The sequence below is a fragment of the Streptomyces nidicola genome, from assembly GCF_050106155.1.
In the GTDB taxonomy this organism is placed as follows: Bacteria; Actinomycetota; Actinomycetes; order Streptomycetales; family Streptomycetaceae; genus Streptomyces.
The window spans coordinates 4,742,261-4,762,481 of record NZ_JBNBPI010000001.1 but is presented as its reverse complement, the minus strand read 5'-3'; the positions used below and the strand labels follow the sequence as shown (position 1 = coordinate 4,762,481).

General features: G+C 68.4%; 19 protein-coding genes. 10 read left to right on the top strand and 9 right to left on the bottom strand.

Annotated features, from left to right (window positions below):
- Positions 1-66 precede the first annotated feature (66 nt).
- Positions 67-1,149: an inositol-3-phosphate synthase gene (locus ACOKM3_RS21730; RefSeq protein ID WP_422431420.1), complete on the bottom strand. Its 1,083-nt coding sequence runs from the start codon at positions 1,147-1,149 to the stop codon at positions 67-69.
- Positions 1,150-1,193: 44 nt separating this feature from the next.
- Positions 1,194-1,874 carry a PadR family transcriptional regulator gene (locus tag ACOKM3_RS21725; RefSeq protein ID WP_266712003.1) on the bottom strand — a complete coding sequence of 227 codons (681 nt, stop codon included), beginning with the start codon at positions 1,872-1,874 and terminating at the stop codon, positions 1,194-1,196.
- 374 nt (positions 1,875-2,248) lie between these two features.
- Here ACOKM3_RS21725 and ACOKM3_RS21720 point away from each other — a divergent pair, with 374 nt between their 5' ends.
- Together ACOKM3_RS21720 and ACOKM3_RS21715 are read left to right on the top strand one after the other, a co-directional pair.
- Complete coding sequence (locus ACOKM3_RS21720) at positions 2,249-4,969, top strand: transglycosylase domain-containing protein (RefSeq protein WP_426902720.1); 2,721 nt, start codon at positions 2,249-2,251, stop codon at positions 4,967-4,969.
- A 144-nt stretch (positions 4,970-5,113) separates the two neighbouring features.
- Positions 5,114-6,625 carry a glycosyltransferase family 87 protein gene (locus ACOKM3_RS21715; protein WP_426902719.1) on the top strand — a complete coding sequence of 504 codons (1,512 nt, stop codon included), beginning with the start codon at positions 5,114-5,116 and terminating at the stop codon, positions 6,623-6,625.
- 117 nt (positions 6,626-6,742) lie between these two features.
- On the opposite strand, the gene ACOKM3_RS21710 is transcribed toward ACOKM3_RS21715, so the two are convergent.
- From ACOKM3_RS21710 to ACOKM3_RS21700, 3 genes are all read right to left on the bottom strand, one after another.
- The gene (locus ACOKM3_RS21710) at positions 6,743-7,774 is read right to left on the bottom strand and encodes an alanine racemase (RefSeq protein WP_385759010.1); all 1,032 of its coding nucleotides are present in this window, start codon (positions 7,772-7,774) and stop codon (positions 6,743-6,745) included.
- 58 nt (positions 7,775-7,832) lie between these two features.
- Positions 7,833-8,954 (bottom strand): peptidoglycan bridge formation glycyltransferase FemX, encoded by a 1,122-nt coding sequence (gene femX / locus ACOKM3_RS21705; RefSeq protein WP_422408373.1) that lies wholly within the window; start codon positions 8,952-8,954, stop codon positions 7,833-7,835.
- A gap of 150 nt (positions 8,955-9,104) precedes the next feature.
- Positions 9,105-9,425: a hypothetical protein gene (locus ACOKM3_RS21700; protein ID WP_426902718.1), complete on the bottom strand. Its 321-nt coding sequence runs from the start codon at positions 9,423-9,425 to the stop codon at positions 9,105-9,107.
- A gap of 288 nt (positions 9,426-9,713) precedes the next feature.
- Between ACOKM3_RS21700 and rpsF the strand changes: the two genes are divergently transcribed.
- The 4 genes from rpsF to rplI all read left to right on the top strand — a co-directional run bounded on the left by rpsF (position 9,714) and on the right by rplI (position 11,464).
- Positions 9,714-10,004 carry a 30S ribosomal protein S6 gene (rpsF, locus tag ACOKM3_RS21695; RefSeq protein WP_164559357.1) on the top strand — a complete coding sequence of 97 codons (291 nt, stop codon included), beginning with the start codon at positions 9,714-9,716 and terminating at the stop codon, positions 10,002-10,004.
- 83 nt (positions 10,005-10,087) lie between these two features.
- Positions 10,088-10,699, top strand: coding sequence for a single-stranded DNA-binding protein (locus tag ACOKM3_RS21690; RefSeq protein ID WP_266712018.1), 612 nt, complete (start codon positions 10,088-10,090; stop codon positions 10,697-10,699).
- 63 nt (positions 10,700-10,762) lie between these two features.
- On the top strand, positions 10,763-10,999 hold the full coding sequence (rpsR, locus tag ACOKM3_RS21685; RefSeq protein WP_003949403.1) for a 30S ribosomal protein S18: 237 nt from the start codon (positions 10,763-10,765) through the stop codon (positions 10,997-10,999).
- A gap of 18 nt (positions 11,000-11,017) precedes the next feature.
- Positions 11,018-11,464 (top strand): 50S ribosomal protein L9, encoded by a 447-nt coding sequence (gene rplI / locus ACOKM3_RS21680; protein WP_426902717.1) that lies wholly within the window; start codon positions 11,018-11,020, stop codon positions 11,462-11,464.
- Between the two features lie 138 nt (positions 11,465-11,602).
- Here rplI and ACOKM3_RS21675 read toward each other — a convergent pair whose 3' ends face one another.
- Complete coding sequence (locus tag ACOKM3_RS21675) at positions 11,603-12,940, bottom strand: MATE family efflux transporter (RefSeq protein WP_426902716.1); 1,338 nt, start codon at positions 12,938-12,940, stop codon at positions 11,603-11,605.
- Positions 12,941-13,399: 459 nt separating this feature from the next.
- Between ACOKM3_RS21675 and dnaB the strand changes: the two genes are divergently transcribed.
- Entirely contained in the window at positions 13,400-14,878 is a 1,479-nt protein-coding gene (gene dnaB / locus ACOKM3_RS21670) for a replicative DNA helicase (protein ID WP_266712024.1), read from the top strand.
- An 80-nt stretch (positions 14,879-14,958) separates the two neighbouring features.
- Positions 14,959-16,341 (top strand): serine hydrolase domain-containing protein, encoded by a 1,383-nt coding sequence (locus ACOKM3_RS21665; protein WP_426902715.1) that lies wholly within the window; start codon positions 14,959-14,961, stop codon positions 16,339-16,341.
- A 94-nt stretch (positions 16,342-16,435) separates the two neighbouring features.
- Here ACOKM3_RS21665 and ACOKM3_RS21660 read toward each other — a convergent pair whose 3' ends face one another.
- Both ACOKM3_RS21660 and ACOKM3_RS21655 read right to left on the bottom strand, forming a co-directional pair.
- Positions 16,436-16,888, bottom strand: a complete 453-nt coding sequence (locus ACOKM3_RS21660; protein WP_426902714.1) for a GNAT family N-acetyltransferase — start codon at positions 16,886-16,888, stop codon at positions 16,436-16,438.
- Between the two features lie 46 nt (positions 16,889-16,934).
- On the bottom strand, positions 16,935-17,393 hold the full coding sequence (locus tag ACOKM3_RS21655; RefSeq protein WP_266712030.1) for a MarR family winged helix-turn-helix transcriptional regulator: 459 nt from the start codon (positions 17,391-17,393) through the stop codon (positions 16,935-16,937).
- Between the two features lie 142 nt (positions 17,394-17,535).
- Here ACOKM3_RS21655 and ACOKM3_RS21650 point away from each other — a divergent pair, with 142 nt between their 5' ends.
- Together ACOKM3_RS21650 and ACOKM3_RS21645 are read left to right on the top strand one after the other, a co-directional pair.
- Positions 17,536-18,741, top strand: a complete 1,206-nt coding sequence (locus ACOKM3_RS21650) for an MFS transporter (protein ID WP_426902713.1) — start codon at positions 17,536-17,538, stop codon at positions 18,739-18,741.
- An 80-nt stretch (positions 18,742-18,821) separates the two neighbouring features.
- Entirely contained in the window at positions 18,822-19,241 is a 420-nt protein-coding gene (locus ACOKM3_RS21645; RefSeq protein WP_385758982.1) for a GlcG/HbpS family heme-binding protein, read from the top strand.
- Positions 19,242-19,308: 67 nt separating this feature from the next.
- Here the strand turns inward: ACOKM3_RS21645 and ACOKM3_RS21640 are convergent, their stop codons facing one another.
- Positions 19,309-20,193 (bottom strand): GNAT family N-acetyltransferase, encoded by an 885-nt coding sequence (locus ACOKM3_RS21640; protein WP_426902712.1) that lies wholly within the window; start codon positions 20,191-20,193, stop codon positions 19,309-19,311.
- Between the last annotated feature and the right edge of the window lie 28 nt (positions 20,194-20,221).

Below are 20,221 nucleotides of genomic sequence, written 5' to 3'. Positions count from 1 at the left end.
GGCCTCAACAGCCTTCAGGGGGTGGGTGTTTCACGTGGAACACCCGGGCCGCCCTTCAGGACAAGGTCAGCGCTCGACCTCGCCCTTGATGAACTTCTCGACGTTGTCGTAGGCCTCGTCGTCGAAGTACTGCACCGGCGGGGACTTCATGAAGTACGAGGACGCGGAGAGGATCGGGCCGCCGATGCCGCGGTCCTTGGCGATCTTCGCGGCACGCAGGGCGTCGATGATGACACCCGCCGAGTTCGGGGAGTCCCAGACCTCGAGCTTGTACTCCAGGTTCAGCGGGACCTCGCCGAAGGCACGGCCCTCGAGGCGGACGTACGCCCACTTGCGGTCGTCGAGCCACGCGACGTAGTCGGACGGGCCGATGTGGACGTTGTTCTCGCCCAGCTCGCGGTCGCGGATCTGCGAGGTGACGGCCTGCGTCTTCGAGATCTTCTTCGACTCGAGGCGGTCGCGCTCCAGCATGTTCTTGAAGTCCATGTTGCCGCCGACGTTGAGCTGCATGGTGCGCTCAAGACGGACACCGCGGTCCTCGAACAGCTTCGCCATCACGCGGTGCGTGATGGTCGCGCCGACCTGCGACTTGATGTCGTCACCGACGATCGGGACGCCCGCCTCGGTGAACTTGTCCGCCCACTCCTTGGTGCCGGCGATGAAGACCGGGAGGGCGTTGACGAACGCGACCTTGGCGTCGATGGCGCACTGCGCGTAGAACTTCGCCGCGTCGTCGGAGCCGACGGGCAGGTAGCAGACGAGAACGTCGACCTGCTTGTCCTTGAGGATCTGGACGACGTCGACCGGGGCCTCGGAGGACTCCTCGATCGTCTCGCGGTAGTAGCGGCCCAGGCCGTCGAGCGTGTGGCCACGCTGGACCTCGACGCCCTTGTTCGGCACGTCGGCGATCTTGATGGTGTTGTTCTCGGACGCGCCGATGGCGTCCGAGAGGTCCAGGCCGACCTTCTTCGCGTCGACGTCGAACGCGGCGACGAACTCGACGTCACCGACGTGGTAGTCGCCGAACTGTACGTGCATCAGGCCCGGGACCTTGGTCTCCGGGTCGGCGTCCTTGTAGAACTCGACGCCCTGCACCAGCGAGGCGGCGCAGTTGCCCACGCCGACGATGGCTACGCGAACCGAACCCATTCCGGTTGCTCCCTGTGTGTACTCGGTGAAGCCCTGACCGGGCTTCACGTGGCGGTGTCGTCGGACGGATCCGGCCGGGTGCTGTCCCGGTGCCGGGGCAGGCCGCCCGTCTCTCCAGATGTGTCCTGCTGAGCCGCGCCCCCGGGGCCGGAGCCTCGTTGATCGCGGCCCGCGCGCTCGCTCTCGATGAGCTCGTTCAGCCAGCGCACCTCGCGCTCCACGGACTCCATGCCGTGCCGCTGCAGTTCGAGCGTGTAGTCGTCCAAGCGCTCGCGGGTGCGGGCGAAGGAGATGCGCATCTTCTCGAGGCGCTCCTCCAGACGGCTGCGACGGCCCTCGAGGACGCGCATGCGCACGTCCCGCGACGTCTGCCCGAAGAAGGCGAAGCGCGCGGCGAAGTGCTCGTCCTCGTATGCATCGGGGCCGGTCTGCGAGAGCAGGTCCTCGAAGTGCTCCTTACCTTCCGCCGTCAACCGATAGACGATCTTGGCGCGACGCCCTGCGAGTGGAGCCGCGGGGGTGTCGTCGGGTCCTGAGCCCGATTCCTCGATCAACCAGCCATTGGCGACCAGCGTCTTGAGGCAGGGGTACAGCGTCCCGTAGCTGAAGGCGCGGAAGATTCCGAGTGAAGTGTTGAGTCGCTTGCGCAGCTCGTAGCCGTGCATCGGGGACTCGCGGAGCAGTCCGAGTACGGCGAACTCGAGGATGCCTGAGCGTCGGCTCATCGTCGCCCCCTCTCTCCCGCAGTCCCTTGTATCGACTCTTTATGTCGAGCTGATGTATCGACTCGATACATCCCGACGATAGAACTGCTCTTCGGCTGCGGCAAGTGCGAGCACGGTGAACGGCGTCACATCACTGATTCGTAGGAATCGAGTTGCCTGTTTTGGGGTGAAGTTCGGCCCTAGGAGGGTTTTGACGGTGCGTAGTCTGTCCGCCATGCAGACCACCGGGAACCAAGTGACGCCTGTGGGCGTCGTCGTCCCCGGTGTAGTGCGGGTGAGTGCCGAGAGGGGCGCATCCGTACTCCGGGGGGACCGGAAACCAGACGCCGTTTCCAGGCGCGTGACCCCGCGCCTGCCCGAGGAGTAGTCGTTCGATGAGCGAGCACCGTCGCAAACCGCCGCAGCCGCAGGGCGGTGGGCGCGCCGCGGCCCGTCGCGGAGCATTCGGATCACCATCGGGCCGCCGCGCGGCACCGCGTGGAGGTTCCGCCTCGTCCTCCGCTTCCTATGACCCCCCGAGTTCAACGGGCGCGCACGGGAGCCCGGAGGCGGAACGCCCCTGGGGCGGTCGCGCAGAAGCCCGTAAGGCGGCCCAGCGTGGCGGTCGGCGTGGTGCCGGCGGCGGTGGCGGCCGCCGAGGTGGCGGCGGACCCGGCGGCGGCGGTCCCGGCGGACCGTACGGCGCGGGACGCGGCGGCCCGGAGAAGAAGAGGTTCGTCGACTACCCGCGCGCGTACAAGTACGGCTGGCGCCGCTGGGTGCCCTCCTGGCGCCTGGTGACCGGCATGTGCGTCGGTCTGTTCGGCAGCATGATGGTCGCGGCCGGCATCGCGTACGCGCTGGTGGGTGTGCCCGACCCGGCCAAGACGGCGACGGCGCAGAACAACGTCTACTACTGGTCCGACGGATCGCAGATGGTCGCCACCGGTGGCGAGACCAACCGGCAGATCATCAAGTACGAGGACATCCCGAAGTCCATGCGCTACGCCGTCATGTCGGCGGAGAACAAGACGTTCGAGACGGACAAGGGCGTCGACCCGATGGGTATCGCCCGTGCCGTGTTCAACATGGCCAAGGGCGGCGAGACGCAGGGCGGCTCGACCATCACCCAGCAGTACGTGAAGAACGCGATGCTGGACGACCAGTCCCAGACGGTGGCCCGAAAGCTCAAGGAGCTGTTCGTCTCCATAAAGGTCGGTCGGACGGTCGACAAGGACGACGTCATGGCCGGCTATCTGAACTCGGCGTACTACGGGCGAGGCGCCTACGGCATCCAGGCCGCCGCGCGCACCTACTTCGGCGAGGACGCCACGAAGCTCAACGCGAGCCAGACCGCCTTCCTCGCGGCTGTGCTCAAGGGCTCCACGTACTACGACCCGGCGGGCTCGCCCGGCATCGACCCGGCCAACGCGACGCCGCAGAAGAACCGTGAGCGTGCCACGAAGCGCTGGTCGTGGATCCTCGGCGAAGAGGTCAAGGACGGGCGGCTGAGCCAGAGCCGGCGGGCCCAGTTCAAGACCTTCCCCAAGCTGAAGAGCCCGCGCGCCAACGCGCAGCTCGGCGGCCAGACCGGCTATCTCGTCGACCTCGCCAAGGCGAACGCCGTCAAGAACAGCAACGGCAAGATCACCGAGGACGACCTGCAGAAGGGCGGCTACGAGATCCACACCACGTTCAACAAGAACAAGGTGAAGAAGCTCGAGAACGCCGTGAAGAAGGTCCGCAAGGAGAACCTTCAGAAGAACCGCAAGGTCAACGGGAAGTACGTGGACCGGCACGTCCAGTTCGGTGGTGCCTCCGTCAGCCCCAAGACCGGCGCGATCGAGGCCATCTACGGCGGTGAGGACGCGACCAAGCACTTCACCAACAACGCCGACGTCACCGGCGCCCAGGTCGGCTCGACCTTCAAGCCCTTCGTTCTCGCGGCCGCCTTCAAGTACGGAGTCAGGGACCCGCAGGGCCCCGAGATCCAGGACGCGAGCCAGCGCACGATCGTCTCCCCCAAGAGCCTGTACAGCGGAAAGAACGGGCTCAAGATCAAGGACTGGAAGGGGGACATCTGGACGAACGAGAAGGGCAAGCAGTGGAACCAGACCAACGACGGTAAGCAGTCGTACAACAAGCCCAGTTACCAGATCGATCTGCGCGAGGCCATGCGCGAGTCCGTGAACTCGGCCTATGTGCAGCTGGGCATGGACGTGGGTCTGGACAAGGTGCGAGCCGCCGCGAAGCGGGCCGGCATCCTGGACGACAGCTTCGCCGACTCCAACTACCCCTCGTTCTCCCTCGGTACGTCCGACCCGAGCGCGATCCGCATGGCGGGCGCGTACGGCACGTTCGCGACCAGCGGTCAGCAGAACGACCCGTACTCGGTGACGTCCGTCGACCGTGAGGGCGAGACCATCTACCGGCACGAGGCCAAGCCGGTGCGCGCCTTCGACACGAAGGTCGCCGACAACGTGACCGACGTCCTCAAGACCGTCGTCGACAAGGGCACGGGTACGGCGGCGCGGCTGCCGGGCCGCGACGTGGCCGGCAAGACCGGTACCACCGACGGCAACAAGTCGGCCTGGTTCGTGGGCTACACCAAGCAGCTGTCCACCGCGATCACGATGTACCGGATGGACGACAACGAGAAGTCCAAGGACCGCAAGTTCCTCGAGATGTACGGAACCGGTGGTCAGGAGAAGATCCACGGTGCGTCGTTCCCGTCCGAGATCTGGCACGACTACATGGCTCAGGCTCTGAAGGGCCAGCCGAACGAGCCGTTCCCGACGCCGGAGCCCATCGGAGAGCTCGTGGGCGCGACCCCGAGTCCCACGCCGACCCCGTCGGTCACGGAGACTCCGTCGGAGACCGCCTCGCCGTCGCCGTCGACCAGCGAGAGCTCGTCGCCGTCCCCGACGCCCACGGAGACGTGCAGCGACTGGGACTGGGCCTGCAAGAACGAAGACGGCGGGGCCACCGGGGGTGCGGACACCGGAGGCGCGACCGATGGTGGTGCGTCGTCGACGCCAAGCGGCGGGAGCACCGACGACACCGGAGGCCCGGGCAATGGAAACGGCGGCGGCATCTTCGGAGGCCCCGACAGTTAGCCGGCTCGGCCTCAACGCACCGTGCCTCAACGCACCGTGTTTCACGTGAAACACAGCGTGTTCCACGGCAGTCGAGGGCCGTCACACCCACCGGGTGTGGCGGCCCTCGCCCCGTTCTCAGGCTCGTACGGCAGGATGTGCCGCATGCCCAGTGCAGAGACGACGAGCACGAACCCGCAGCAGCCGGAGCCGGAGCAGGTACGGCCGACCAGAGAGGACGAGGTCGCGGCCGCCGGAGCCGAGTTCATCGGCGGGCCCATCGGGCGACGCGCCCTGCTCGGGGTCTCGAGGTGGACGCCCGCACGGGTGATCGCACTGGTCATGCTCGGCATGTTCGCGCTCGGCATGGTCCAGAAGTTTCCCTGCTATGACGGCGCCTGGTTCTACGGCGCCAGCTCCCAGTACACACACGCCTGTTACTCGGACATCCCGCACCTCTACCAGGGACGCGGTTTCGCCGATGGCCTCGTGCCGTACTTCGACAAGCTCTCCGGCGACATGGACTACCTCGAATACCCGGTGCTCACCGGTGTGTTCATGGAGGTCGCCGCGTGGCTGACGCCGGGCAGCGGCTCCATCCAGCACCAGGAGCAGGTGTACTGGATGGTCAACGCCGGGATACTGATGATCTGCGCGGCGGTAATCGCCGTGTGTGTCACACGCACCCACCGCAGGCGCCCCTGGGACGCCCTGCTGGTCGCTCTGGCGCCCGCCTTCGCGCTGACCGCCACCATCAACTGGGACCTCTTCGCGGTGGCGCTCACGGCGGCCGCGATGCTGATGTGGTCGCGGGGCAGGGCCTTCGCCTTCGGCGTGCTGCTCGGGCTCGCGACGGCCGCCAAGCTGTACCCGGTGCTGCTGCTCGGACCGCTCTTCGTGCTGTGCTGGCGGGCCGGAAAGTGGCGGGAGTTCGGCAGGGCGGCCCTGGGCGCCGCGGTCTCTTGGCTGGCCGTGAACCTGCCGGTGATGATGCTGGCACCCGAGGGCTGGTCGAAGTTCTACACGTTCAGCCAGGAGCGCGGAGTCGACTTCGGCTCCTTCTGGCTGATCATCTCCCAGCACCGGGACACGCCCCTCGACACCAACGTCGTCAACACCCTGGCCACGACGCTGATGGTGCTCGCCTGCCTGGGCGTCGCGGCGCTGACGCTCACCGCACCCCGTAGGCCGCGCTTCTCACAGCTCGCGTTCCTGGTGGTCGCGGCCTTCATCCTCACCAACAAGGTCTACTCGCCGCAGTACGTCCTGTGGCTGATCCCGCTCGCCGCGCTCGCGCGCCCCAAGTGGCGGGACTTCCTGATCTGGCAGGCGTGCGAGGTCGCGTACTTCCTGGGGATCTGGCTGTACCTTGCGTACACGACGAGCGGGGACAAGCACCAGGGACTGCCCGAGGACGGATACCAACTGGTCATCGCGGCGCACCTGTTGGGCACGCTCTACATCTGCGCGGTCATCGTGCGGGACATCTGGCTGCCCGACCGGGACGTGGTGCGCCGCTCCGGCGAGGACGACCCCACGGGCGGCGTCCTGGACGGCGCCAAGGACGTCTTCGTACTGGGGCAGGCGGCTCACCCGCGGCGGCACCGGCACGCGGCCCGTACCGCGGAAGGGCCGGCGGCGGTCGACTGGGGCCGGGCGCCCGGGAGTTCACTGTGAGCGAACGCGCTCGTTGAAGGCAACGAAAAGCGGGTCGGGCACCTCAAGGGCGCCCGACCCGCTTTCGTATGTCCTACGTAGACCAGGCGCGCCCCTACGTAGAGGCGCGCTCAGTGGTCAGCGATCCACGATCCGGTCGAACTGCGTGGTGGTGTGCCGAAGATGGGCCACCAGTTCCTCGCCGACCTGCGGCTCGGGGGCGTCGGACGGCACGAACAGGATCGACACCTGCATGTGCGGCGGCTCGGCGAACCAGCGCTGCTTGCCCGCCCAGACGAACGGCGCCAGGTTCCGGTTCACCGTCGCCAGGCCGGCCCGTGCGACGCCCTTGGCGCGCGGCATGACGCCGTGCACGGCCTTAGGAGCCTCCAGGCCCACACCGTGCGACGTACCGCCCGCCACGACCACCAGCCAGCCGTCGGAGGGGGCCTTCTGCTGGCGGTAGCCGAACCGGTCGCCCTTCGCGACGCGCGTGACGTCCAGGACGGCGCCGCGGTACTCGGTCGCCTCGTGGTCGCCCAGCCACAGCCGCGTACCGATGCGCGCACGGAAGCGGGTCTGCGGGAACTGCTGCTGCAGACGCGCCAGTTCGTCGGCCTTCAGGTGGCTGACGAACATGGTGTGCAGCGGAAGGCGGGCCGCGCGCAGCCGGTCCATCCAGCCGATGACCTCCTCGACGGCGTCCGTGCCGTCGGTGCGGTCGAGCGGCAGGTGGATCGCGAAGCCCTCGAGACGCACGTCCTGTATGGCGTGTGCGAGCTGCGGCAGATCCTGCTCGGTGACGCCGTGCCGCTTCATCGAGGACATGACCTCGATGACCACGCGGGCGCCGACGAGGCCGTGCACGCCGTCGACGGAGGAGACGGAGCGGATGACGCGGTCGGGCAGCGGAACCGGCTCCTCGCCGCGCCGGAACGGCGTCAGGACCAGCAGGTCACCGCTGAACCAGTCCTTGATCCGGGCGGCCTCGTACGTGGTACCGACGGCGAGGACGTCGGTACCGAAGCGGGTCGCCTCTTCCGCGAGCCGTTCGTGGCCGAATCCGTAGCCGTTGCCCTTGCAGACGGGGACGAGCCCCGGAAACTGCTCGAGCACCTGCTTGTGGTGTGCCCGCCAGCGCGCGGTGTCGACGTAGAGCGTGAGCGCCATGGCCGGTCCCGGAACCTTTCGTGGAGAGTACGGAGCTAGATCAGATTGTGCCGGGTGCTCAGCGACGCGACATGTAGATGTCGAGCGCCTTGTGCAGCAGCTTGTTGAGCGGGAAGTCCCACTCGCCCAGGTACTCGGCTGCCTGGCCGCCCGTGCCGACCTTGAACTGGATCAGGCCGAAGAGGTGATCGGTCTCGTCCAGCGAGTCGGAGATGCCGCGCAGGTCGTAGACGGTGGCGCCGAGCGCGTAGGCGTCGCGCAGCATCCGCCACTGCATGGCGTTGGACGGGCGCACCTCGCGGCCGATGTTGTCGGAGGCGCCGTAGGAGTACCAGACGTGCCCGCCGACGACGAGCATCGTGGCCGCCGCGAGGTTCACGCCGTTGTGCCGCGCGAAGTAGAGCCGCATCCGGTTGGGGTCCTCGGTGTTGAGGGCCGTCCACATGCGCTGGAAGTACGACAGCGGGCGCGGCCGGAAGTGGTCGCGCACGGCCGTGATCTCGTACAGGCGCTGCCACTCGGCGAGGTCCTGGTAGCCGCCCTGGACGACCTCGACGCCGGCCTTCTCGGCCTTCTTGATGTTGCGCCGCCACAGCTGGTTGAACTGCTTGTGCACTTCCTCCAGGGAGCGGTTCGCGAGCGGCACCTGGAAGACATAGCGCGGCTGTACGTCGCCGAAGCCGGCGCCGCCGTCCTCGCCCTGCTGCCAGCCCATGCGGCGGAGCTTGTCGGCGACCTCAAAGGCGCGCGGCTCGATGTGGTCCGCCTCGATGTCGCGCAGGCGCTTCACATCCGCGTCCTGGATGCCCTTCTTGATGGAGGGCGCGTCCCAGCGGCGGATGATGACCGGCGGGCCCATCTTCACGGAGAAGGCGCCCTGCTGCTTCAGATGCGCGAGCATCGGGCGCAGCCACTCTTCGAGGTTCGGGGCGTACCAGTTGATGACCGGGCCCTCGGGCAGGTACGCGAGGTAGCGCTTGATCTTGGGGAGCTGTCGGTACAGCACGAGGCCCGCACCGACCATCTCGCCGGTGCGCTCGTCGAACCAGCCCAGGTGCTCGGAGCGCCACTCCGCCTTCACATCTGCCCATGCGGGAACCTGCATGTGGCTCGCCGAGGGCAGGCTCTGGATGTATGCCAGATGCTGCTCTCGGCTGATGGTCCTCAGGGTCAGGCTCATTCGGGGCGCTCCTCGGGCTGGTGTGTCCCCATGGGTACAGGGGCTCCGGCTCTCGCGCCGAAGCCTACTGCGCCCTGTGAGCGCCCCGACCGGCCGTATGGGAGGTCGGTGGTGAAGGCTGCCCCGCGGCGGCTTCCGAGGAGGGCCGCCTCAGCCGATGACGCCGCCGAAGAGGCCGCCGTGGGCCATGCCGATGAAGAAGCCGATGGCCGACGCCCCCAGGCCCAGGATCAGGCCGAATCGTTCACGGGTCGTCTCGGAGACGAACTGGCCGTAGGCCCCGGTCATGATGCCGACGAGCCCTGCCCAGGAGCTGAGGAGATGGAGTCCGGGCCAGAGCGAGGTGATGATCGCGATCGCTCCGAGCACCACGGTCACCCCGAGCAGGGAATCCGGCAGCGGGTGGGGCTTGCCGTCCGTGGCGAAAAGGGAGGAGGAAGCGGTGCTGTTGGGACGCATTACTTGTGCCATGGGGGCACCTCCTGCGGAAGCGGCGCATCGTAGCGCCGTACACACCCGATGTGTACAGATTGCGTCCCCGGGCTGCCGGATTTCAACCGGAAGCAGAGGTGCGGGTAGTCTGTACGGTCTGCACCGGTGTCTGTTCACGCCCCCGACCAGGGGCTCACTCCACTGATCAGGGCGGATCCGCTCGGCGGGACCCGATTGTCAGTGGTGGCCGATACCGTTGCTCACGCATAACAACCCTCCTGCCACGGAACGACCGTGGCCGCTGAGTCCAAAGGAGGTGGGTTCTACATGCGTCACTACGAGGTGATGGTCATCCTCGACCCCGATCTGGAGGAGCGCGCTGTCGCCCCCCTGATCGAGAACTTCATGTCTGTTGTCCGTGAGGGCAACGGCAAGGTGGAGAAGGTCGACACCTGGGGCCGTCGTCGTCTCTCGTACGAGATCAAGAAGAAGCCCGAGGGCATCTACTCGGTCATCGACCTGCAGGCCGAGCCTGCGGTCGTCAAGGAGCTCGACCGCCAGATGAACCTGAACGAGTCGGTCCTCCGGACCAAGGTCCTCCGTCCCGAGACCCACTGAACTTCCTAGTTCAGTGAGTACGTCGGGTCGAGCATTCGAGTAGCAGCAAGCAGCCAGCAGCAAACCCGCCGAGAGGTTCCCCCATGGCAGGCGAGACCGTTATCACCGTCGTCGGAAACCTGACCGACGACCCCGAGCTGCGCTTCACCCCGTCCGGCGCGGCCGTCGCGAACTTCACGATCGCGTCGACGCCCCGGACGTTCGACCGCCAGACCAATGAGTGGAAGGACGGCGATGCGCTGTTCCTCCGCGCGTCGATCTGGCGTCAGGCCGCGGAGAACGTCGCCGAGTCGCTGACGCGCGGTATGCGCGTCGTCGCTCAGGGACGTCTGCGGCAGCGTTCGTACGAGACCCAGCAGGGCGAGAAGCGGACGGTCGTGGAGCTCGAGGTCGACGAGATCGGCCCCTCGCTGCGCTACGCCACCGCCAAGGTCACCAAGACCCCCGGTCGTGGCGGCCAGGGTGGCGGCGGCGGATTCGGCGGCGGCCAGCAGGGCGGCGGCGGTGGCGGCTGGGGCGGCGGCCCCGGCGGCCAGCAGGGCGGTCAGGGAGGTGGCCAGGGCGGAGCCCCGGCCAACGACCCCTGGGCGACCGGTGCGCCGGCCGGCGGCGGCCAGCAGGGCGGCGGCGGTGGCGGCTGGGGCGGAAGCTCCGGCGGCTCCGGCGGCGGCTACTCGGACGAGCCCCCCTTCTAGGGATCACTCCCTTTCAGGGCTGGGTTCGCACCCCACACTTCTTGATCACACAGGAGAAACACCATGGCGAAGCCGCCTGTGCGCAAGCCTAAGAAGAAGGTCTGCGCTTTCTGCAAGGACAAGGTCACGTACGTGGACTACAAGGACACGAACATGCTGCGGAAGTTCATTTCCGACCGCGGCAAGATCCGTGCCCGCCGCGTGACCGGCAACTGCACGCAGCACCAGCGTGACGTCGCCACGGCCGTGAAGAACAGCCGTGAGATGGCGCTGCTGCCCTACACGTCCACCGCGCGATAAGGAAAGGGTGACCGAAACATGAAGATCATCCTGACCCACGAGGTCTCTGGCCTCGGCACCGCCGGCGAGGTCGTCGACGTCAAGGACGGGTACGCCCGTAACTACCTGATCCCGCGGAAGTTCGCGATCCGCTGGACCAAGGGTGGCGAGCAGGACGTGGCGCAGATCCGCCGCGCCCGCAAGATCCACGAGATCGCCACCATCGAGCAGGCCAACGAGATCAAGGCCAAGCTCGAGGGCACCGCGGTCCGTCTGGCCGTCCGCTCCGGCGACGCCGGTCGTCTCTTCGGTTCCGTCACCCCGGCCGACGTCGCTTCGGCGATCGAGGCTGCCGGTGGCCCGAAGGTCGACAAGCGTCGTGTCGAGCTGGGCTCGCCGATCAAGTCGCTCGGTGGCCACGAGGCCTCCGTGCGTCTGCACCCCGAGGTTGCCGCCAAGGTCAACATCGAGGTCGTCTCTGCCTGAGCACTGCCCTGAGCAGCGCTGAAGCACATGTGGGGCCGCACCCTTCGGGGTGCGGCCCCACACGCTTGCTCTCCGCGTTTCACGTGAAACAGCGCAGTGGCTGCTCTCCGCGTTTCACGTGAAACAGCCCGCTTCGAGTCAGCGCGTCGCGCCTGTCACGGCCCAGCGTCCTGAGCGGTAGCGGGTCCAGAGGGTGATCATGCGTACCGTCATCATCAGCGCCATCGCGCCCCACACCGCGGTGAGACCACCGCCGAGGACGGGGACCAGTAGCGCCACCGGCGTGAAGATGGCGAAGGTGACCAGCATGGCCCAGGCCAGATACGGCCCGTCGCCCGCGCCCATGAGGACACCGTCCAGGACATAGACGATCCCGCAAATGGGCTGGGCCAGGGCCACGACGATGAGGGCGGGCAGGGCGGCGTCCTGCACGAGCTGATCGCTCGTGAACAGCGGGACGAACAGTGGCCTGGCGATGACGATCAGTACGCCGAGGACGACTCCCGCGGCGATCCCCCACTCCACCATCCGTCGGCAGACGGCCCGCGCGCCCGGAGCGTCGTCCGCTCCGAGGTAGCGGCCGATGATCGCCTGACCGGCGATGGCGATGGCGTCGAGGGCGAAGGCCGTCAGGCTCCACAGCGACAGGATGACCTGGTGCGCTGCCACATCGGCGTCACCGAGCCGGGCCGCGACGGCTGTCGCGATCATCAGGATCGCCCGGAGCGAGATCGTACGGACGAGAAGGGGCGCGCCTGCCTGGGCGCAGGCCCTGATGCCGGCTGCGTCCGGACGCAGCGAAGCCCCGTGACGGCGGGCGCCGCGGACCACGACGACGAGATAGACGGCGGCCATGCCGACCTGGGCGATGACGGTGCCCCAGGCCGAACCCGCGATGCCCAGACCGGCGCCGTAGACGAGCGCGACGTTCAGCCCGGCGTTGGCTACGAAGCCGGCGACCGCCACATAGAGAGGGGTCTTGGTGTTCTGTAGCCCGCGCAGCACACCGGTGGCGGCGAGGACGATGAGCATCGGGGGAATGCCGAGCGAGGAGATGCGCAGGTAGGTGATCGCGTAGGGCGTCGCCGTGTCGGAAGCGCCGAAGAGCTCGACCAGCGCCGGGGCCGTGGGCAGGGCGACCGCGACGACCACGGCTCCGAGGAACAGGGCGAGCCAGATGCCATCCATGCCCTGTTGGATGGCGGACTTCAGATCGCCTGAGCCGACGCGGCGGGCAACCGCAGCGGTGGTCGCGTAGGCGAGGAAGACGAAAATGCTGACCGCGGTCTGCAGCAGGGCCGAGGCGACGGCAAGTCCGGCGAGCTGTGAGGTGCCGAGATGGCCGACGATGGCGCTGTCGGCCATGAGGAAAAGGGGCTCGGCGACGAGTGCGCCAAAGGCGGGGACGGCGAGGGCGACGATCTCTCGGTCGTGCCGGCGTCGGGCGGCCTTGGGTGTCGCGGGAGCCTGTGTCATGGGCACCAATCTAATCTTCCACAGGTAAGAGATGCAATGCGATAGTGACCCTTACTTGTGCAGGTCTTCCGCGTGTCGCACGGCGGGGTCGACGGAGATCTTGGGCCGACTGGGAAAGTTTTTCTTCTGCACAGCCGGTGGACGGGAAAGCCGCAGGTCAGAGTGTGTGTATGGAATAGCCTGAGGGCTTGTTCACAGGCCTGTCCACCGTGTCGTGCACAGGTTTTACCTGGTTCTCCACAGCGAGGGGCCCGTCATCCACACCGCCTGTGGATAACCAGATTGGCTGACGGTGCAGACAGGCCTACCGTGGTGCGGCGCCCACCGTGTCGCGCGACCTCGGAAACCTCACAAATCCGACGCGTCAGAAGCGGAGTTGGGCCTCTTATTTGTCAGTGTCGTGCCGTAGGAATGAGGGGTACGGCGAGGTCCGCTCGGCGGACGGGAGGAGGCGGCCCGGTGAGTATCTCCGAGCCATTGGACGACCCCTGGGCCGACGACGGTCCCAGCGATCGCCTCCCCGCTTCCCGGCCGTTCCGGGGCGGTGGCCGAGGCCAGGGCGATCAGCACGAGCGGGGCAGCGAGGGCGGCGGCTGGGACGAGGGCCCTGCCACCTTCGAGCGCGTCCCGCCGCAGGATCTGGATGCCGAGCAGTCCGTGCTCGGTGGCATGCTCCTGTCGAAGGACGCGATCGCCGACGTCGTGGAGGTCATCAAGGGGGCCGACTTCTACAAGCCGGCCCACGAAACGATCTTCCAGGCGGTCCTCGACGTCTACGCCAAGGGCGAGCCGGCCGACCCGATCACCATCGCCGCGGAACTCACCAAGCGCGGCGAGATCAACAAGGTCGGTGGCGCATCGTATCTGCACACCCTCGTGCAGACGGTCCCGACGGCGGCGAACGCCGAGTACTACGCGGAGATCGTCCATGAGCGCGCCGTACTGCGCCGTCTCGTCGAGGCGGGCACGCGGATCACGCAGATGGGATACGCGGGCGACGACGACGTCGACGAGATCGTCAACAGGGCACAGGCCGAGGTCTACGCGGTCACCGAGCAGCGCACCAGCGAGGACTACCTCCCGCTCGGCGACATCATGGAGGGCGCGCTCGACGAGATCGAGGCGATCGGTTCGCGCAGCGGCGAGATGACCGGTGTGCCGACCGGCTTCACCGACTTCGACTCGCTGACCAACGGTCTGCACCCGGGCCAGATGATCGTCATCGCGGCCCGCCCCGCCATGGGTAAGTCCACGCTGGCGCTGGACTTCGCGCGCGCCGCGTCGATCAAGAACAACCTGCCCAGCGTCATCTTCTCCCTCGAAATGGGGCGCAACGAGATCGCGATGCGTCTGCTGTCGGCCGAGGCGCGCGTGGCCCTGCACCACATGCGCTCCGGCACGATGACGGACGAGGACTGGACGCGGCTCGCGCGCCGGATGCCCGAGGTCTCGGCCGCGCCGCTGTACATCGACGACTCCCCGAACCTGTCGATGATGGAGATCCGCGCGAAGTGCCGCCGGCTCAAGCAGCGCAACGACATCAAGCTCGTGATCATCGACTATCTGCAGCTGATGCAGGCCGGTGGCTCGAAGCGCTCCGAGAGCCGCCAGCAGGAGGTCTCGGACATGTCCCGAAACCTGAAGCTGCTGGCCAAGGAGCTGGAGCTGCCGGTGATCGCGCTCTCCCAGCTGAACCGTGGCCCCGAGCAGCGCACGGACAAGAAGCCGATGGTCTCCGACCTGCGTGAGTCCGGCTCCATCGAGCAGGACGCCGACATGGTCATCCTTCTGCACCGTGAGGACGCGTACGAGAAGGAGTCTCCGCGCGCGGGCGAGGCCGACATCATCGTCGGCAAGCACCGTAACGGTCCGACGGCCACGATCACCGTCGCCTTCCAGGGCCACTACTCGCGCTTCGTGGACATGGCGCAGACCTGATCGGAGGATCACCGGAGGAGAAGATCAGCCTCCGGTGAAAACCGCTCGACGGTGATCGTCGGCCGGGATGGACTGGGTCCATGACGACATCCCCGGAAGAGCTGTTGCCCACCACGCGTCGCGCCCTCCTCCACCGCATCGCCGTAGCCCAGAGCGAGGGGCGGGCGCCCTCACTCGTGGCCGCGGTCGCGCGGGACGGTGAGTTGGTGTGGACCGGATCGCGTACCTCGGTGGACGGGCACGGGCCGGACGAGCACGTGCAGTACCGGATCGGTTCGATCACCAAGACGTTCACGGCCGTGCTGGTGCTGCGGCTGCGCGACGAAGGGCTGCTCGACCTGACGGACCCGTTGGAGAAGCATCTGTCCGGCACCGCCGCTGGCACGGTCACCATCGCCGAACTGCTCGCCCACACCGGCGGATTGGCGGCGGAGACTCCGGGGGAATGGTGGGAGCGGAGCCCCGCAAGCCGTCGTCCGACCCTCGCGGACGTCCTCGGCGAGCAGCCCTTCCGGCACCCCGTCGGCCGTCGCCACCACTACTCCAACCCCGGCTATACGCTCCTGGGCGCCCTGGTCGAGGCGGTGCGCGGGGTGTCCTGGGAGGAGGCCCTGCGTGACGAGATCCTCGAACCGCTGGGGCTGACCCGCACCAGCGTCCAACCGCAGCACCCGCACGCCGGGGGCTGGGCCGTGCACCCGTACGCTGATGTGCTGCTTCCGGAGCCGAGCGAGGACCTGGGCCTGATGGCACCTGCCGGTCAACTGTGGTCCACCACGCGGGACTTGGCCGTCTTCGCCTCCTTCCTCACGGCCGGAGACGACCGAGTGCTGAGTGCGGACTCCGTCAGGGAGCTACGGACCCCAGCCGCGCCGACGCTGCCCGGCGACTGGGAGGCCTCGTACGGGCTCGGCATGCAGGTGGTGCGGGGTGGCGGTCTCACCTTGGCCGGTCACACCGGCTCGCTGCCGGGGTTCGTGGCGGGGCTGTGGTTGTGCGAAGAAGAGGGCCTTGTGGCGGTCGCTCTCGCCAACTGCACGACGGGGCTGCCCGTGGCGACGCTGGCCGCCGAGCTGTTGGCGATCGTCGCCGAGGCCGAGCCGAGGCTGCCCGAGCCGTGGCGGCCGCTCCCCGAGGTGAAGGCGTCCGAACTGGAGCTGGTGGGGCCCTGGTACTGGGGGACACAGGCCGTGGTGCTGCGCCTGGCGGCCGACGGCGCAGTGGAGCTGGGGCCGGCGGCCGGGGGCGGGCGACGCTCCCGGTTCCGGTCGAACGGGGACGGCACCTGGACCGGGCTCGACGGCTACTACGCGGGAGAGCTGCTCCGGGCCGTCCGGCGGGACGACGGGGCGGTGAGCCACCTCGACCTCGGTTCCTTCGTCTTCACGCGGGAGCCGTATCCGGCGGACGGGCCGGTTCCTGGTGGGGTGGATCCGGAGGGGTGGCGGGGCATTCCGCGGTGATGCGCGGCGCCATCGGCCAGCTGTTTCACGTGAATCGGCTGTTTCACGTGAAACAGCCGACCGATCGCCACGCGGGGCCCGCTCCCGGCCCCGGTCACAGCTGCAGCTTGAAGCCCAGATGGGAGCCCACGAAGCCGAGCCGCTCGTAGAAACGGTGGGCGTCGGTGCGCGTGGCATCGGAGGTCAGCTGCACCAATTGGCAGTGCCGGCGCCGGGACTCGTCGACGGCCCACTCGATGAGCTGTGTGCCGAGGCCGCTGCCACGCTCGTCCGCGTGGATGCGGACGGCCTCGATGATCGAGCGGGTGGAGCCCTTCCGGGAGAGCCCGGGGATGATGCTCAGTTGCAGCGTGCCGACGACGCGGCCCTCGCGCACGGCGACGACGAGGTGCTGATTCGCGTCGGCCGTCAGGCGTGCGTGCGCGGCGAGATACGGCGTGAGGTCCTCCGGTGACTCCCGCTGGGCGCCCAGCGGGTCGTCCGCCAGCATGGCGACGATCTCCGGAATGTCCTCGGCCGCGGCCGGCCTGATCTCAAGATCTCCCATGGGCCGCAGCCTATGCGGGGCCTCCCGCCGACTGTGCTCGGCCCGGTCAGGCGACCGCGTGCAGCCCCTCGACCGCCTTGACCAGGGGGGCGAGGTCCGGGTTCTCGGCAGCGGCGTCGAGGGCTTCCCGCAGCGCCGCGGAGTTCGTGGGGCGGGCCTCTTCGAGCAGGGTGAACCCGGCCTCGGAGACGTTCGTGTAGATGCCCCGACGATCGGTCGGGCACAGGTAGCGGGAGAGCAGGCCGCGCTCCTCGAGCCGCGTGACCAGGCGCGTGGTCGCGCTCTGGCTCAGGACGACGGCGTCGGCCACCTGCTTCATCTGAAGGTGGCCGCCCTCCCCGTCGTGCTGACGGCTGAGGACGTCAAGCAGCGAATACTCGCGCACGCTCAGCCCGTGGTGGGCCTGCAGTGCGCGCTCGATGTGGGACTCGATCTTCCCGTGCAGCAGCGAAAGCGCGCACCAGCCCTGCGAGAGGGCGGTCAGTGCGGGGTCTGTAGCAGTCATGGCTCGTGGTTCCTCCGTCCCGGAGCGGCTCAGCCCAGGGTAGTCGATGCTCGGGGTTGCCCGCGTTTGCAATTAACCAGCGTCTGCAATTATTGTGAGGTCTCGTAAAGCGCACCCGCAATAGTCTGGAAGGGGTCCCTCCATGCCTCTCGCGCTTCTCGCCCTCGCGATCGGGGCGTTCGGTATCGGAACCACGGAATTCGTGATCATGGGATTGCTCCCAGAGGTCGCGGGTGACTTCGGCGTCTCCATCCCCACGGCCGGCTATCTGGTGACCGGTTACGCGCTCGGTGTGATGTTCGGCGCTCCGCTGATGACCGCCCTGGGTACGCGGATCCCGCGCAAGCGGATGCTGATGCTGCTGCTCGGCTTCTTCATCGTCGGCAACCTGCTGTCCGCCATCGCGCCCGTCTTCGCCGTCATGCTGATCGGCCGCGTGGTCGCCTCGCTCGCCCACGGCGCGTTCTTCGGCATCGGCTCGGTCGTCGCGGCCGAGCTGGTGGCACCGGAGAAGAAGGCCGGAGCGATCGCCATGATGTTCACGGGCCTGACCGTCGCCAACGTCGTCGGTGTCCCGCTCGGCACGTTCATCGGCCAGTCGGTCGGCTGGCGCGTGACGTTCACGGTCGTCGCCGCGCTCGGCGTCATCGGCCTCGCAGGTATCGCCAAGCTCGTGCCCGACCTGCCCAAGCCGGAAGGCGTGCGGCTGCGTCACGAACTGGCCGCGTTCAAGAACGTGCAGGTCGTGCTCGCCATGGCGATGACCGTGCTCGGCTTCGGCGGCGTCTTCGCGGCCATCACCTACATCGCGCCGATGATGACGCACGTCGCCGGCTTCGCGGACGGCTCCGTCACCTGGCTCATGGTCCTCTTCGGCCTCGGCATGGTCGCCGGCAACCTCGTCGGCGGAAAGTTCGCCGACCGCGCCCTGATGCCCATGCTGTACGTATCGCTGGCCGCGCTCGCCCTCGTGCTCGCCCTGTTCACGGTCACCGCGCACAACCAGGTGCTGTCCGCGATCTCCATCGTGCTGATCGGCGCGTTCGGTTTCGCGACAGTGCCGCCGCTGCAGAAGCGCGTCCTCGACCAGGCCTCCGGCGCCCCGACGCTCGCCTCTGCCGTCAACATCGGCGCCTTCAACCTCGGCAACGCCCTCTCCGCCTGGCTCGGCGGCATGGTGATCGCCGCGGGCCTCGGCTACACCTCCCCGAACTGGGTCGGTGCCGTGCTCGCCGCGGGAGCCCTCGTCCTGGCCGTACTGTCCGCGACCCTCGAGCGCCGCTCGCCCGCCCCGAGCCTGATCGTGGCGGCCACCGAGCAGCCGCGCACCGAGCCGGCCCACCGCTGACCCGCACCCCGGTCGACGGGGCCGACGACGTCCCCGCCCCACAGCCCCTCTCAGCACCACCCCGCAAGGAGCATCACCTCATGAGCACCACCGCTGTCACCCCGCTCAGCACGCAGGACGCCGAGACCCTGGTCTCCGCCGCTCGCCTCGCCGCCGAGGCGGCCGGAGTCACCGTCAGCGTCACCGTCCTCGACGCGGGCGGTCACCTCCTCGCCTTCCGTCGCGACGACCGCGCCGTCCTCATCTCCGGCGAGACCAGCACGCGCAAGGCGTACACCGCGCTCCAGCTGAACGCCCCCACTGCCGACCTCGTCGACCTGGTCAAGCCCGAGGGGCCCTTCCACACCCTGCCCACCGCGCTGGACCGGCCGCTGCTGTTCATCGCCGGCGGCCTGCCGGTCCACCGCGACGGGCGGCTCATCGGCGCCATCGGTGTCGGTGGCGGCGCCCCCGAGCAGGACCACGGCTTCGCCACCGCGGCCGTGGAGGCCCTCGCATAGCAGCAGAGGCACGCCATAAGTCCGCCCCAAGTCGCCGCAGCACAGCGGAGCTTGGGGCGGACGTGTATCAGCCCGCGGCCACGGTCAGCGGTGCGAAGCGGCGGGTCCAGTCGCCGGGCAGGTCCGAAGCCCCGTAATTCATCACCGCGTTGAGGCCGACGGTCTCGAGCCCGCGCTCCTTGAGCCACGCCAGCAGCTCCTCATGGCGCACGTCGATGTCGGTGCGCAGTGGCCGCTCCGTGCCCGCCGCGAGCGAAGCCACGAGGGCCTGCGCCGTCGCGGTGTCGCGGGCGACGAGAGGACCGACGACGTGGGTGCCCTCGTTGGGCCAGGCGGCCGCGAAGCCGATGAGCCCGCCACCGCGCCCACCGGCTCCACCGTCCACCGCCACGCGCAACTGGTCCGCGAAAGCCGGAAGTCGCGTGATGACATGCGTACGGTCCGGGCCGAAGACCTCCGCGTCCAGGTCGAGGATCGCCGTGAGGTCCTCCGCCGTGGCCGCGCGGGTGGTGACATCGGGCAGCGGCCCGCCTGCGGCGAATCGGCCGCGCACCATCTCGGCCCGTCCCGTGACCTTGAAGCCCAACTCCTCATAGAGCGGCCGCCCGTACGGTGTCGCGTGGAGGGTGAGCGGTGTCGTGCCGGCCCGCTCGACGACGTGGCGCATCAGACGTCTGCCGATGCCCTGTCGTGCATGCTGTTCGGCGACCAGGACCATGCCGATCGCGCTGAGTTCGGGCTGCTCCCGGGGGCCGTAATCGGTCACTACGCAGGCACTGACGAGACCGCCGTCGGGGTCCTCGATGCCGTAGCCGGTACCGGCGGAGAGCAGGAGCCGCCACTTGTGTTCCTCACGGGGCCAGCCCCGGTTCTCGGACAGGTCGGCGCACGTGAGGACATCGCGCGGGGTGAGGCGACGGATGGGCAGGTCGGAGAGGGAAGGTGTCGACACGCAGGTCAGGCTGTCGGACTTCGCCCCG

Coding starts and splice junctions, on each gene's coding strand:
- ACOKM3_RS21700 (WP_426902718.1), bottom strand. CDS start 9,425: ATGGCACAAGTAATGCGTCCCAACAGCACCGCTTCCTCCTCCCTTTTC.
- ACOKM3_RS21720 (WP_426902720.1), top strand. CDS start 2,249: ATGAGCGAGCACCGTCGCAAACCGCCGCAGCCGCAGGGCGGTGGGCGC.
- ACOKM3_RS21655 (WP_266712030.1), bottom strand. CDS start 17,393: ATGACTGCTACAGACCCCGCACTGACCGCCCTCTCGCAGGGCTGGTGC.
- ACOKM3_RS21650 (WP_426902713.1), top strand. CDS start 17,536: ATGCCTCTCGCGCTTCTCGCCCTCGCGATCGGGGCGTTCGGTATCGGA.
- ACOKM3_RS21675 (WP_426902716.1), bottom strand. CDS start 12,940: ATGACACAGGCTCCCGCGACACCCAAGGCCGCCCGACGCCGGCACGAC.
- femX (WP_422408373.1), bottom strand. CDS start 8,954: ATGAGCCTGACCCTGAGGACCATCAGCCGAGAGCAGCATCTGGCATAC.
- ACOKM3_RS21690 (WP_266712018.1), top strand. CDS start 10,088: ATGGCAGGCGAGACCGTTATCACCGTCGTCGGAAACCTGACCGACGAC.
- rpsF (WP_164559357.1), top strand. CDS start 9,714: ATGCGTCACTACGAGGTGATGGTCATCCTCGACCCCGATCTGGAGGAG.
- ACOKM3_RS21730 (WP_422431420.1), bottom strand. CDS start 1,149: ATGGGTTCGGTTCGCGTAGCCATCGTCGGCGTGGGCAACTGCGCCGCC.
- ACOKM3_RS21710 (WP_385759010.1), bottom strand. CDS start 7,774: ATGGCGCTCACGCTCTACGTCGACACCGCGCGCTGGCGGGCACACCAC.
- ACOKM3_RS21725 (WP_266712003.1), bottom strand. CDS start 1,874: ATGAGCCGACGCTCAGGCATCCTCGAGTTCGCCGTACTCGGACTGCTC.
- rplI (WP_426902717.1), top strand. CDS start 11,018: ATGAAGATCATCCTGACCCACGAGGTCTCTGGCCTCGGCACCGCCGGC.
- rpsR (WP_003949403.1), top strand. CDS start 10,763: ATGGCGAAGCCGCCTGTGCGCAAGCCTAAGAAGAAGGTCTGCGCTTTC.
- ACOKM3_RS21665 (WP_426902715.1), top strand. CDS start 14,959: ATGACGACATCCCCGGAAGAGCTGTTGCCCACCACGCGTCGCGCCCTC.
- ACOKM3_RS21715 (WP_426902719.1), top strand. CDS start 5,114: ATGCCCAGTGCAGAGACGACGAGCACGAACCCGCAGCAGCCGGAGCCG.
- ACOKM3_RS21660 (WP_426902714.1), bottom strand. CDS start 16,888: ATGGGAGATCTTGAGATCAGGCCGGCCGCGGCCGAGGACATTCCGGAG.
- ACOKM3_RS21645 (WP_385758982.1), top strand. CDS start 18,822: ATGAGCACCACCGCTGTCACCCCGCTCAGCACGCAGGACGCCGAGACC.